Annotated in this window: 15 protein-coding genes; 5 read left to right on the top strand and 10 right to left on the bottom strand. The window is 64.3% G+C overall.

Going from position 1 to position 13023, the window contains the following annotated elements:
• Positions 1-11 precede the first annotated feature (11 nt).
• The 4 genes from Q0K17_RS01010 to Q0K17_RS00995 all read left to right on the top strand — a co-directional run bounded on the left by Q0K17_RS01010 (position 12) and on the right by Q0K17_RS00995 (position 2518).
• Positions 12-1049, top strand: coding sequence for an alcohol dehydrogenase (locus Q0K17_RS01010; RefSeq protein WP_294538766.1), 1038 nt, complete (start codon positions 12-14; stop codon positions 1047-1049).
• Between the two features lie 64 nt (positions 1050-1113).
• Positions 1114-1536 (top strand): MarR family winged helix-turn-helix transcriptional regulator, encoded by a 423-nt coding sequence (locus tag Q0K17_RS01005; protein WP_294538763.1) that lies wholly within the window; start codon positions 1114-1116, stop codon positions 1534-1536.
• Positions 1537-1625: 89 nt separating this feature from the next.
• Positions 1626-2198 (top strand): MATE family efflux transporter, encoded by a 573-nt coding sequence (locus tag Q0K17_RS01000; protein ID WP_294538760.1) that lies wholly within the window; start codon positions 1626-1628, stop codon positions 2196-2198.
• 50 nt (positions 2199-2248) lie between these two features.
• Entirely contained in the window at positions 2249-2518 is a 270-nt protein-coding gene (locus Q0K17_RS00995) for an MATE family efflux transporter (RefSeq protein WP_294538756.1), read from the top strand.
• 56 nt (positions 2519-2574) lie between these two features.
• On the opposite strand, the gene Q0K17_RS00990 is transcribed toward Q0K17_RS00995, so the two are convergent.
• The gene (locus tag Q0K17_RS00990; RefSeq protein ID WP_294538753.1) at positions 2575-3981 is read right to left on the bottom strand and encodes an MATE family efflux transporter; all 1407 of its coding nucleotides are present in this window, start codon (positions 3979-3981) and stop codon (positions 2575-2577) included.
• Between the two features lie 128 nt (positions 3982-4109).
• The gene (locus tag Q0K17_RS00985) at positions 4110-5078 is read right to left on the bottom strand and encodes a M50 family metallopeptidase (protein WP_294538750.1); all 969 of its coding nucleotides are present in this window, start codon (positions 5076-5078) and stop codon (positions 4110-4112) included.
• A gap of 340 nt (positions 5079-5418) precedes the next feature.
• On the opposite strand from Q0K17_RS00985, the gene Q0K17_RS00980 reads away from it, so the two are divergent.
• Positions 5419-7269: a glycoside hydrolase family 2 TIM barrel-domain containing protein gene (locus Q0K17_RS00980; RefSeq protein ID WP_294538747.1), complete on the top strand. Its 1851-nt coding sequence runs from the start codon at positions 5419-5421 to the stop codon at positions 7267-7269.
• Between the two features lie 65 nt (positions 7270-7334).
• Here Q0K17_RS00980 and Q0K17_RS00975 read toward each other — a convergent pair whose 3' ends face one another.
• From Q0K17_RS00975 to Q0K17_RS00940, 8 genes are all read right to left on the bottom strand, one after another.
• Positions 7335-7703 carry a hypothetical protein gene (locus Q0K17_RS00975; protein ID WP_294538744.1) on the bottom strand — a complete coding sequence of 123 codons (369 nt, stop codon included), beginning with the start codon at positions 7701-7703 and terminating at the stop codon, positions 7335-7337.
• Between the two features lie 16 nt (positions 7704-7719).
• Positions 7720-7965 (bottom strand): hypothetical protein, encoded by a 246-nt coding sequence (locus Q0K17_RS00970; protein ID WP_294538741.1) that lies wholly within the window; start codon positions 7963-7965, stop codon positions 7720-7722.
• A gap of 172 nt (positions 7966-8137) precedes the next feature.
• A complete protein-coding gene (locus tag Q0K17_RS00965; RefSeq protein ID WP_294538738.1) occupies positions 8138-8656 on the bottom strand; it encodes a hypothetical protein in 519 nt (172 codons plus the stop codon).
• Positions 8653-9735, bottom strand: coding sequence for a HAMP domain-containing sensor histidine kinase (locus tag Q0K17_RS00960; protein WP_294538735.1), 1083 nt, complete (start codon positions 9733-9735; stop codon positions 8653-8655). The genes Q0K17_RS00965 and Q0K17_RS00960 overlap by 4 nt, the downstream gene beginning before the upstream one ends.
• Positions 9732-10403 (bottom strand): response regulator transcription factor, encoded by a 672-nt coding sequence (locus tag Q0K17_RS00955; RefSeq protein ID WP_294538733.1) that lies wholly within the window; start codon positions 10401-10403, stop codon positions 9732-9734. The genes Q0K17_RS00960 and Q0K17_RS00955 overlap by 4 nt, the downstream gene beginning before the upstream one ends.
• Before the next feature lie 182 nt (positions 10404-10585).
• The gene (locus Q0K17_RS00950) at positions 10586-11206 is read right to left on the bottom strand and encodes a hypothetical protein (protein ID WP_294538730.1); all 621 of its coding nucleotides are present in this window, start codon (positions 11204-11206) and stop codon (positions 10586-10588) included.
• Positions 11191-11703: a flavodoxin family protein gene (locus Q0K17_RS00945; RefSeq protein WP_294538726.1), complete on the bottom strand. Its 513-nt coding sequence runs from the start codon at positions 11701-11703 to the stop codon at positions 11191-11193. Before Q0K17_RS00945 ends, Q0K17_RS00950 begins: the two co-directional genes overlap by 16 nt.
• A gap of 114 nt (positions 11704-11817) precedes the next feature.
• A complete protein-coding gene (locus tag Q0K17_RS00940; RefSeq protein WP_294538723.1) occupies positions 11818-12927 on the bottom strand; it encodes an endonuclease/exonuclease/phosphatase family protein in 1110 nt (369 codons plus the stop codon).
• Between the last annotated feature and the right edge of the window lie 96 nt (positions 12928-13023).

The raw sequence follows: 13023 nt of genomic DNA, 5'->3' as shown, positions 1-13023 counted from the left end.
GAGAGGATACCATGCTGGCCTATACCTATGTGGAACAAGGGCATTTTGAACTGCGGGACAAGCCCCGCCCCACCCTGCAGGGGCCCAAGGATGCCATCGTCCGGGTGACGCTGTCCAGCATCTGCACCAGTGACCTGCACATCAAGCACGGGGCGGTGCCCCGGGCGGTGCCGGGGATCACGGTGGGCCACGAGCTGGTGGGGGTGGTGGAGGAAACCGGTCCCGCCGTTGCCAATGTCCGCCCCGGGGACCGGGTGGCGGTGAATGTGGAGACCTACTGCGGGGACTGTTTCTTCTGCCGCCACGGCTGGGTGAACAACTGCACCGACCCGGACGGGGGCTGGGCCCTGGGCTGCCGCATCGACGGCGGGCAGGCGGAGTATGTGCGGGTGCCCCACGCCGACACCGGCCTGACCCGGATTCCGGATGCGGTCACCGACGCCCAGGCCCTCTTTGTGGGGGATCTGCTGGCCACCGGCTACTGGGCGGCGGACATCGGGGAAATTCATAAGGGGGACACGGTGCTGATTTTAGGCGCCGGCCCCACCGGCCTGTGCACCCTGCAGTGCGTGCAGCTGAAAGAACCCGGCCGGATCATCGTCTGTGAGAAGGACCCCGACCGGCTGGCCTTTGTGCGCACCCATTACCCCCAGGTGCTGGCCGTGCCGCCGGAGGGGCTGCCGGAATTTGTGCGGGCCAACAGTGACCACGGCGGCGCCGACGCGGTGCTGGAAGTGGCGGGCACCGAGGACACCTTCCGTCTGGCCTGGGCGTGTGCCCGCCCCAACGCGGTGGTCACCATCGTGGCCATGTACGACCGCCCCCAGACCCTGCCTTTGCCGGACATGTACGGCAAGAACCTGATCTTCAAGACCGGCGGGGTGGACGGCTGCCATTGTCAGGAGACCCTGGACCTCATCGCCGCGGGCAAAATCGACACCACCCCCCTCATCACCCACACCTTCCCCCTGCAGGAGATCGACAAAGCCTATGATCTCTTTGAGCACCGGCGGGACAAGGTCATCAAGGTGGCCATCCAAAACACCTGACCCCCCTTGACAGGCGGGGGAAAATGGCCTATTCTTAGGTAACTAAGTATCGGGAGGGAGCGCCATGGAACACGACCGGCACGCCGCGCGGTATGTGAGCAAGCTGTCCAACAAGCTGCGCCGCCAGATGGAATCCTTTTCCACCAAAGGGCAGATGAGCGGTGCCCAGGGCAAGGTGCTCCACTTTCTGCTGGCCCAGAAAGGGGACGTGTTCCAGAAGGACGTGGAGGAGGAATACTCCCTGCGTCCCTCCTCCGCCACCCAGCTGCTGCAGAAGATGGAGCAGGACGGGCTCATCCGGCGGGAATCCCTGCCCGGGGACGCCCGCCGCAAGCGCATCGTGGTCTGCTCCAAGGGGCTGGCCTACAAGGCCGCGGTCATGGAGGACATCCGCACCCTGGAAGCCCAACTGACCAAAGGCATCGACCCCGACGACCTGGAGACCTTTCTGCGGGTCATGGAACAGATGCTCAAAAACATTCCCTGAACCCAAGGGCTGCCGGTGGGGCACAACGCCCGCCGGCGGCCTTTTCCCGGTCTATATACTTAGGAAACTAATATACTCAGGAGGCACCCATGCAAACTACCCAGGTGGATTACCGGAACGGGCCGCTGTTCCCCATGATCCTGCGCTTTTCCATCCCTGCGGCCATCTCCCTGCTCATCACCGCCGTCTACAACATTGTGGACCGGATCTTTGTGGGCAACTGGGTGGGCACCTCTGCCCTGGCGGGGCTGTCGGTGTGTTTTCCCCTGTCCTACATGATGATGGCCTTCGGGCTCATGTGCAGCGCCGGCGGCTCCACCTGTTTCAGCCTTTTTTCCGGCCAGGGAGAGACCAGGCGGATGAACCGGGCCTTCGGCAACGCCTTTGTGCTGGTCTGTGCCTTTGAACTGCTCCTGTCCGCCTTTCTGCTCCTCTTCACCGACCCGCTGCTCCGGCTCTTCGGCGTCACCGGCATCGGGGCGCTGACCAATATTGTGCTGGACGCGGTCTTCATCATCCTCTTTCACTGGGGGGTGGCGGGGGCCGCCCTGGCCACCGTCATCGGCCAGTGCCTCTCCGCCGCCTTCGGGACCTTTCTGGTGCTGGGGGCCATACCCTGGTCAAAGTCTCCCCGGACATCTTCCGCCTCCAGAAGCGGCTGAGCGGCAACATCCTCTCCTGCGGGTTCGCCTTCTGGGTGGCCCAGATGGCCATGGGCTTCATCAGCCTGGTGTACAACAGCCAGCTGGGCCGCTACGGCGGGGACATCGCCATCAGTGTGTATGCGGTCATTTCCAGCATCATGACCTTCGTCATCATGCCCGCCAGCGGCATCAGCCAGGGCATCCAGCCCATCCTGGGCAACAACTACGGCTGCGGCAACTACAAGCGGGTCATGCAGACCTTCCGTCAGGCCACCGTCCTCTCCCTGGTGCTGGTCTTACAGGAACAGCGCCGGATGTACGCAAAACGCCCCGCATAAAAAATGCCCCGGACCCATCAGGTCCGGGGTGTTTTTTGTATATAGCGTATATAGCATCAGGTTTTGGCCGCCTGTGCCGCCTCCATGGCGGACAGTTCGGGCATGACGGTGCGGCGCATGGTCAGGTAGCAGGCCAGCCCGCCGATGACGTTGGAGATGGGCTCGGCCAGAAAGACCCCGTTGACCCCCAGCCCCGCCAGATGGGGCAGGAGCAGGGTCAGGGGCACCACGATGATGGCCTTGCGCAGCAGGGAGAAAAAGACGGCCATCCTGGCCTTGTTCAGCGATTTGAAGACGCTCTGGCCGGAGAACTGGAAGGCCATCATGACGAACCCGAAGAAGTAGATGTGCAAGGAGGGCACGGCGGCGGCCAGCAGGTCGGGGTCGTGGTTGAAGATCATGATGAAGAGGGAGGGAAACAGGCTGATGCACCCCCAGATGAGCAGGGTGTAGGCGAAGCCCAGCTGGGTCATGAACCGGATGGCTTTGCGCACCCGGGGCACGCTGCGGGCGCCGTAGTTGTAGCTGATGATGGGGGAAGCGCCGTCGGACAGGGCCATGACCGGGGTCTGGGCGATCTGCCGCACCGAGTTGATGACCGTCATGACGCTGATGTACAGGTCGCCCCCGAAGGTGCGCAGGGTGGCGTTGCAGACCACCTGCACCAGACTGTCGGTGAAGGACATGACAAAGCTGGAAGTGCCCAGCACCGCAATGCGGCGGATGCATCCCCAGTCGGGGGTAAAGCCCCGGAACTGCAGTTTCAGCTCGGTCTTGGGGCCGGTGAGGAACCGCAGCACCCACAGAGCCGAAAGCCCCTGGGAAAGGATGGTGGCGATGGCCGCCCCCTGCACCCCCAGCCCGCAGGCGAAGATCAAAACGGGGTCCAGGGCGATGTTCACCGCCGCCCCCAGCAGCACGGTGAGCATGCCGGTTCTGGCAAAGCCCTGGCAGTTGATGTAAGGGTTGAGCCCCAGGGAAGTCATCACAAAGACGGTGCCCAGCAGGTAGATGACCAGGTAGGAGGCCGCATAGGGGTAGGTGGCGTCGCTGGCCCCCAGCAGATACAGGATGGGCTTGTGGAAGAGGATGCCCAGCACGGTCAGCCCCAGCCCGCAGACCACCAGCATGAAGTAGGCGTTGGACATGATCTTCCGGGCCCGGTCCTGGTCTCCTTCCCCCCGGGCGATGGAGCACAAAGGCGACCCGCCCACCCCGAAGAGGTTGGCAAAGGCGGTGACCAGGGTGATGACCGGAAAGCACAGCCCCAGCCCCGCCAGGGCCAGGGTGCCCTCCCCGGGCAGCTTGCCGATGTAGATGCGGTCCACAATGTTGTACAGAAGGTTCAGCACCTGGGCCACCAGCATGGGCGCCGCCACGGCCAGCACGTTTTGCCGCACGTCCCCCTTGGAAAAATCCACCTGTCCGGTCCCGCGGGAATCGGTGTGGTTGTGAAACAGCATGGGGTCATCTCCTCAGTGAAGGGTTTGAAAAAATGGTGTAAAGTCCAGTATACCACATTCCGGCCCCCGCTGTCGAATCCGCCCATAAAAAAGCCCTCCCCGCCGGAACGGGAAGGGAAAGGGGAACCTCAGCCCATGTACAGGCCCAGAAGCAGGCACCCCACGAAGGTCAGGACCAGCAGCAGCCGGCACAGGATCTGGAACAGGCAGACCCCCAGCCAGAACAGCCCTTCCGCCCCGCCGTGGAGCAGCATGCGGCGGGATCTGGGGTTGCGCAGGGCGCTGAGGGCAAAGTCGCTGAAAGAGGGAATGCCCAGCAGGGAGGAAAGGGCGGTGTCGCCGTCCAGCCCGGAGGTGGGCAGCAGGTTGCTCACCGCCAGAAACAGATTCCACACGCAGGCGGTGGCAAAGGTCCAGCCCGCATCACCGGGCAGGCGGGACAAAAGGGCGCACAGTCCGGCAATGCACAGGTTCATCTCGATGCCCGCCAGCGCGATCTGGGTGCGGCGGGCGCGGTGGTGGATCTCGCTCTGGGAGACATAGGCTCCCACGGGCAGGATGCCCACCAGCAGGATGCCCACATCCGCCACCTTGCACCGGTAGGCGATGGCGGCGCAGAAATGCCCCAGCTCATGCAGGAATATGGAGACCAGGATCATCAGCAGATAGGGGATGGGGGGATAGCGCAGGCTGAACCGGGAGAAGGCATGTCCCAGGCTGAAAGCCCCGGCCGCGGACAGAAACAGGCACAGGTAGGGCAGCAGCTGGTTGAAGGCGGTGCAGGGGCCCCGGAATGCCCGGGACCGGTCACCCACCACAAACAGGACCAGCCGCCCGAAGGGAAATCCCAGCTGCAGATGGCTGGTGGAGATCAGCCGGCACTTTTTCAGATCCCGGATGATGCGGGTGACTTCCCGGCGGGGAAGCCCCTGCTTGTAGAAATCATGGCAGCCGTCGGCTATGAGCAGCAGGTCGTAGATCTGGTCCCCGATGTCAAAGGTCTCTCCGCGGGCATTTTCCGCAAAGAACCCGTCATCCTCACCCTCATCGTTCTCATAGGTGCCCAGTTTGACGCCGTCCAGCAGCAGGGGATACATGGCAGACCTCCTCTTGTTTGGGTCAATGGATTGGCGGCGGAAACGGAAGTTGTTTCCTATTATACCGAATCCTGTCGAAGGATACAAGGCGCGCCGGACAGGGAAAGACCCCATGGACGGATCCGCCGCGGCGTGGTAGGATACTGGTATGGAAAACATGGCAACCAGACCCGCCTACCGGGGCGCCAGGAAGCCGGCGGGGCCGCGGGCGCCGGAGGACGATGCCTGAAAAATGGAATTTTGTCCATCCTTTGCAATTGTGCCCATGGTCTTTGCCCCCCGGCACCGTCTATACTGGAACAGACGACCGGAACAATCATTTTTTGAGGAGGATGTCCCCATGCGCACCTATCTTTCGCTGACCCGGTGGCAGTTCAGCACCCAGCGCCAGCCGGACTGGGACCATGCCCGCCAGGTGACCCTGCCCCACACCTGGAACATCGAACCCGGGACCGAAGAACTGTACGGCACCGCCTGCTACCGCTGCATCCTGCCGCCCTGCCCGGGCACCCGGCATTTTGTGCGGTTCGGCGCTGTCAGCCGGGACGCCTGTGTCTGGCTGAACGGGCAGGTGCTGGACCTGCACAGCATGTCCGCCTACACCCCCTTCACGGTGGAACTGACCCCGGCGTGGGACCCGGCGGGAGAAAACGAGCTGCGGGTCACGGCCAACAACAGCTTCTCCGCCAAAGCCCTGCCCTGCGGAAGCAGTTTTGACTGGCCCAACGACGGCGGCCTGATCCGCCCGGTGGAGCTCTGGGGCAGCGGCAGCCATATCCTTGCCGCCTGCCGGGTGACGGCCAACCCCTTCATTCCCGCCCTGGGGGCGCGGGTGGATGGGGGCACCGCCGGCTTTACGGCTTCGGGGCGCATCGACGGCGAGGACGACGTCCCCCTGACCCTGGTGTGGAAGGTCACCGCCGGCACGCCGGAAGAACCCGGCGCCACGGTGGAGGAAGGGGAGCTGGCCTGTGAGGCGGGGGACTTTGCCCTGCCCGTGCGGACCTGGCAGCAGATCCGGTTCTGGCATTTTGACGCGCCCAACCTCTACACCCTGTCCCTGGAACTGTACCGGGACGGGGTCTGCCTGGACGGCACCACCACCGTGTTCGGTTTCCGGCAGCTGCGGCTGCAGGGGCCCCGGCTCTACCTCAACGGGGAGCAGGTGCGCCTGTGCGGTACCGAGTGGATGCCCGGTTCCGACCCCGGCTACGGGCTGGCGGAACCGGTGGAACAGCTGGAAAAGATGCTCACCCTGCTCAAGAAATCCAACTGTGTGCTCACCCGCTTCCACTGGCAGCAGGACGACCGGGTGTATGACTGGTGCGACCGCCACGGCATCCTGGTGCAGGAGGAGGTGCCCTTCTGGGGCAAGGAACCCCCGGTGGCCACACCGCGGCAGATGGTCACCTCCGCCATGCAGGTGGAGGAGATGATCCGGGCCCACAGCAACCATCCCAGCATCATTGCCTGGGGCGTGGGCAATGAGCTGGACGCGCAGGCGCCCATGACCCGCTGCTACATCCAGCAGGCGGTGGTGCGCACCCGGGAGGAGGATCCCAGCCGGTTCGTGAACTACGTCACCAACACCATCTACGCCAACCCCGCCCGGGACGGCACCGTGTACGGGGACATCCTGATGATCAACGATTATATCGGCACCTGGCACGGGGACCTGAACCCGAAGGAAGAGTGGCGGAAGATCCTGGAAAAGAACCCCGGCCGGGCCATCATTCCCGCCGAGTTCGGCCTGTGTGAACCGGCCTTTGCGGGGGGCGACGAGCGCCGGGAGGATATTTTCCGGGAAAAGATGAACCAGTACCGGGGCATCCCCAACATTGTGGGCACCATCTATTTCTGCCTCAACGACTACCGCACCCAGATGGGGGAGGACGGCAGCGGCCGGATGCGCCGCCGGATCCACGGCTCCACCGACCTGTGGGGACAGCCCAAGGGCTCCTATCAGGCGGTGCGGGAGGAATGTGCCCCCCTGCTGGTCCGCCCCGGCCCCGCGGGGGTGAAGCTGGTCTGCCGCAATACCATCCCCTCCTACACGGTGCAGGGGTATGTGATCCGCAAGGGGGACAGGACCATTCCCATCCCCACCCTGCATCCCGGGGAAAGCTGGCTGTGCACCGAGCTGCATGACACCGATTTCACCATCCTGCGTCCCACCGGGTTCCCGGTATAAGCAAAAGCCCCGCGCCCCGGCCTGTTCAGGCCGGGGCGCGGGGCTTTTGCCGGGAAAGGGCCGGGTTATTCCAGCCCCCGGATGGCGGGGATCAGGCAGAGCAGCAGCACCAGCCCCACAATGCCCACGGCGATGCCGGGGGCCATCATCTCCCAGATCATGCACATGCACATGCCCACGCCCAGCACCATGGCCCCGGCCACCCCCAGCAGGGTGATGCCGATGGTCCGGGCGCTGAAGACGATGGCGGGTTTGCCGTCCATTTTGCGGCGCACCAGCACCATGGCCAGCAGCACCGCTGCCCCCACCAGCCCGATGGCAATGCCCTGGGGCATCATGCCCCAGTCGGGCAGCAGGGCCATGCAGACCCCCAGGGCAAACAGGATGCCCCCCACCGTGCTCAGAATCAGCGAAACAAAATCCTTCTTTTTCATACGTACCTCCTGCCGTTCACGCTTTGCGGTCGTCGTCCCGCTCCAGAAAGGTGCTGACAAAGGCGGTCTCCACAGCCTTGTATCCCCGCACCGCCCCGCGCTCCACCTTCCGGTACGCCCCGGTCACCGCCGGACCCAGGGGCCCGGTCTTCAGGGAACCGTCCGGTTCCAGAAAGGTGCGGGTGAACCGGCGCTCCGCCGCACGGTACGCCCGGATCAGGGTGCGGCCCAGGGGGCCGGGTTTCAGTCTGTATCCGCTCATGGTCAAAACCTCCTGTCTGTGTTGGCCGGGGACCTTCCCCGGATGACGGCATCAGTATAGGCTGGTTTTGCTTGGGGTTTGTTTGGGTTTTGTTTGTCTTTTGTTAAAAATGCGCTCCGGCGCGCAAGCAAAGAAAAATCCCGGCGCCTCCTGGGGAGGCGCCGGGATTTTGTCACAGCAGGGCGTGGCCTTTTTCACACAGCTGGTAGATCTGGTCGTACTGGGCATCCAGCAGGGAACGGGTCTTTTCGGTGCGGCGGCGCAGCACCTGCCGGTGCACGAACAGGGGCAGGATCCACCCCGCGAACCCGGGCACCGCCAGCAGGACCATCAGGCTGTAGAGGGGCGGCTGATGGGTGACCGCAAACACCGCCCCCGCCATGAAGGCGGTGCCCAGCAGGGCGGTGAGCAGCGCCCACAGGGACGCCGCCTGCCCGGGGGCTTTTTCCAGCCGGTCCGCCTGGGCCAGACAGGCCTCAAAGTGGCGCTGCAGCCGGGTCAGTTCCATCTTGTTCAGGATCTTGCGGTCCCGCTTCAGGTACAGCGTCACCCGGTGCCCCCGCACCCGGGCGGGGCGGTTGGGGTCCGGCACCCAGCCGAAGCTTTCGTACCCGTCCAGCACAAAGGAGGCCCGCTCCTCCGGCAGGGTCAGTTCCCGGTATTCGTATCCGATATAGGGGATCCCGGTCATGGCGCCGCCTCCTTCCGGGGCGAAAGAGGCAGGCGCACGGTGAAGGTGCTGCCCTGCCCGGGGGTGCTCTGCACCCCGATGCTCCCGTCCGAAAGTTCCAGGACCCGCCGCACCAGGGCCAGACCCAGGCCGTTGCCCTCGGTGGCGTGGGAGGTGTCCCCCTGGTAGAACTTGTCAAAGATGCGCCGGCGGGTGGCCTCGTCCATGCCGCAGCCGGTGTCCGCCACCGTCACGGTGAGCTCCCCCTCCCCGGAGGTCTGCCGCAGCACCACCCGCCCCCCGGCGGGGGTGAACTTCATGGCGTTGGACAGCAGGTTGGTCCACACCAGTTCCAGCAGCCCCTCGTCGGCGCACAGGATGACCCGGTCCTCCAGCTCGGCCTCAAAGTCGATCTGCTTTTTCTCCCACACATCCTCAAACTGCACCGCGCAGGCGCACAGCTGGGCGCAGACATCGTAGGGCCTGGGCAGCGGCTGGATGACCTGTTTTTCCAGCTTGTTCAGCTTGAGCATGTTGGTGATCAGGCTGGAAAGCCGCCGGGTGGCCTGCAGGATGGTGTCGGTGCATTCCCGGCGCTCCTGCTCGGACAGGCTCTCCCGGCGCAGCAGCTCGGCGTTGGTCTGGATCACCGTCAAAGGGGTCTTGATCTCGTGGGAGACGTTGGAGAAAAAGTCGGTCTTGAGGGTCTCGATGCTGCCCAGCTCCCCCACCATGGTGTTGAAATCCTCGGTCAGGGCGTCCAGATGGGTCATGCGGCCGGCGGGGTGCCGGGGCGGCAGATACACCGAAAAATCCCCCCCGGCCACCCGGCGGGCGGCCTCGGACAGTTCCTCCACCGGCCGCTGGTACCGCCGGCGCACCACCAGCCCGGTGACCAGGGTGCAGGCCAGGGACGCCAGCACCCAGAACACCAGCACCGCCGCCGTGTTGGCCGGGGGCAGGCTGCGGTAGTCGATGACCTGGCCGATCATCATCATCTGGGCGGTGGTCAGCAGGGCAAACAGCACAAAGAAGAGGGCAAAGACAGACAGGGGAAACAGCGGCTGCTTCACCCGATTGTCGGCATAGGTCTTTCTCATCCCAGCACCGCCTTGTAGCCCAGGCCCCGCACCGTGCGGATCTCAAAGCCGGTGCACAGGGCAAATTTGTCCCGCAGTTTGGTGATGTACACGTCCACCGCCCGCAGCCCGGTGTCCGACTCCACCCCCCAGAACTCGTCCATGAGCTGGGCCCGGGTGAAGGTCTTGTTGGGGTAGGACAGCAGCTTGTACAGGATGTTGAACTCCCGGGTGGTCACCGGGACCTCGGTCCCGTCCACGGCGGCGGTCATGGCGTCGGCGTCCAGCACCAGATTCCCCACCGTCAGTTTACGGTCCGCCTGGATGCGGGCCCTGCGCAGCAGCGCCCGCACCCGCAGCACCAGCTCGTCCAGCTCAATGGGCTTGACCATGTAATCGTCGATGCCCAGGCGGAACCCCCGCTGCTTGGCGGGCAGGTCGTCCCGGGCGGACATGAACAGGATGGGGATGGTCTTGTTCACCCGGCGCACGTTCTCCGCAAAGGCAAAGCCGTCCACCTCCGGCAGCATGATGTCCGAGATGATGAGATCGTACAGGGTGTTGTACAGCTCGTCGTAGGCGGCGTTGGCGTCCAGGCAGCCCCTGGCCGCAAAACCGCTGTCGTTCAGGCAGGTGCACACCGCCCGGTTCAGCTTGGCGTCATCTTCCAGCACCAGAATATGAAACATCCCCGCGCCCTCCTTTTCTGCCTTTGATTATACCTCCAAAACCGGGATTTTCCCATCCCGGCAGCCATTGTATCTCTGCCGCGTTTGGCTTTTGTTTGAGAAATGTGAACAAATCATGAACAAGGCGTCCGCCCGGGCTGCAGTCGGGCGGACGCCTTGTACGGAAAGAAGGGAGACGGGTTTCAGGTCACAGGAGGTTGGGGTTCAATGTCCATGGACTGCATCTGCCGTTTGCTGATGCCGCTGCGCCTGCCGTAGTTTTCCCAGTACACGGCGGAGGCGGCCACGAACAGCCGCTTGGGGATGGGCATGGTCACCTGCAGCACCCGGGGCCGTCCGGCGGTCACGGCGGCAGCCAGTGCCCGGATGCGGCGGCGGACCAGAAAGACAAAGGGGGTGTCCAGGATGGCCTCCCCGCTGCCGATCTTCAGCACCGCCCCCAGGGTACAGCCGGTGCGGCGGCAGAACTGCTCGATCATGGCCACGGCCACGTCGTTCTGTTCCGGCTCATAAAACCCGCAGTTGATGAGCACCGAAATGCGGGGCTTTTTGGGGGGCAGGCGGTCCTGCCAGCTTTTCAGGAAGTTGAGCAGACTCACCGGAATGCCGTCGGCATACAGGGGAAAAACCAGCAGGACATCGTGGTATCGGGCGGCTTTGGCGCACAGTTCGCCGTGGTTGGTGCGGGTGATGTTCACCGTCTCGGTGGGCACCGGGCTGGCCTTGGCAAAGAGTTCGGCGTACCGGCGGGAGTTGGAGCGGGGCGCCCGGGGGCTGCCGTTGAGGATCAGGATGCCAGCCATGCCGTCACCTCCCGCTGTACCGTTTGTTCCAGGTCCGCCTCCCGGGCAAAGAGCACCCGGTACCCGGCAAAGTTCATGTTGGCGGCGTTGCGCCCCACCAGCCGGCGGAAAATCTCCTGCTCGGCGGGGGAAATGTCCCCGTAGCCCAGGATGGTGGCCTGCTTCATGGCCACCGAGCGCTGGACGTGGTGGGTCTCCCCGTGCAGCAGCCGGATGAAGGCCTGCTGCACCGGAATGGCCCGCTCCAGCATGGTTTTCATGGGGGTGTCATACCCGCCGTAGCACAGCCGGCTGATGTAGAAAACCGCTTCGCTCCGGGCAATGAGGGGATAGACGGCGGTGGCGTCGTCCCGGATGACGCACCGGCCCGGGGTGCGGGTCCAGCAGCCGAAGCAGCCGGTGCAGGGGGCGATGCGCAGGGCCGAAAGGTCCACAAACCGCACCTCCGGTCCCAGGTCGGGCAAGGGGAGGGGATGGTCGCTGAGAATCAGTTTCATGCAGGGTCTCCTGTGACAATTCATACTGGTTTGCTTTGTTATACAAACCAATTGTATCACACAAGCCCCCGGGAAAACAGAGGAAAATTCTGAACTTTCTGCAAATTCCGGCACTCAGGCCGCCAGGGAGAAGGTCAGCAGCACCGGGTTGTGGTCGCTGAAGGCGAACTGGCTGTCGATGTTTTCCGCCCGGGCGGTCACATTGTCGGACACCAGGAACCCGTCCACCACGGTGGTGTAGTTCACCCCGGGGGTGTAGGGGATGTCGGCCCCCCGGCAGGTGGGCACGGTGAAGCCGTTGTCCGCGGCCACAAAGGCAAAGTGTTCCGGCAGGTCGGTGTCGTCCAGGGTCTGCACCCAGCCGGGGAAGGTCTGCCGGCTCTCAAAGGCATGGGCGGTGCCGTAGAGGGCGTGGTTGAAATCGCCCCCCACAATGACGTAGTTGCCCTTCTGGTATTCCTCGGTCAGCACCTGACGCAGCAGTTCCAGCTGGCGGGCCCGCACGGTGCCCCCCTCGTCGTAGGCGGACATGTGGCTGTGCACCACCACCAGCTGGCGGTGGGTGCCCTCCACCGGCAGGTAGGACAGGGTGAAGCAGCGGTCCAGGTCGGTGAATTTCAGAAAGAAGCTCTCATCAATGGGATAGCTGCGCCGCACCGCCCGGTCCACCCGGTAGCGGGACAGGGTCTGCAGTCCGGCCTTGGCGTCCCCGTGGGGGTCGGTGAAGGGGTAGAACAGGAAGGTGCTGTGGAAGTTTTCGCCCCACACCTGGCTGTGGCCGGGAAAAGCCTCCCCCGTCATCTGCCGCTGGTTCACCCGGAAACTGCGGTGGGCGTTCTCGTCCACCTCCTGCAACAGCAGCAGGTCCGGGTCCAGGGCGGTCAGGGTGTCCAGGGCAGTGCCCATGTTGGTGAGCACCGCTTCCCGGCTTTCCGCCCGACCGTGCACCCCCCGGGTGGGGGTGCCGTCGTCCATCTCCCCCGTGTCCATGAAGAAGGAGTAGTCCGGCCCGTAGGCGCCGAAGCCCAGGTTGCAGCTCACGGCGGTGTAGGGGGTGCCGGTGGCCAGCAGCTCGGTGCGGGGACCGGTCACCTCCAGCTCGGTCTTGTCCGGGATGCGGTAATACTGCCCCTGCAGATACCCCACATACCCCAGCAGGGCCAGCACCGCCAGCCCCAGAAGGATGCCCAGCGCCGCGGCGGCGCGCTTTGCGGTCCGATTCATACCAATCCTCCGTTTTTTTGCGGAATAGGGAAAAAAAAAGAGCGGCACGGTCCCTGGGACGGGGGCGTGCTGCTCTCTTTGTCTCCAACACTTTTC

The sequence above is a fragment of the uncultured Gemmiger sp. genome (assembly GCA_944388105.1).
In the GTDB taxonomy this organism is placed as follows: Bacteria; Bacillota; Clostridia; order Oscillospirales; family Ruminococcaceae; genus Gemmiger.
This window is presented reverse-complemented; position numbering and strand designations above follow the sequence as displayed.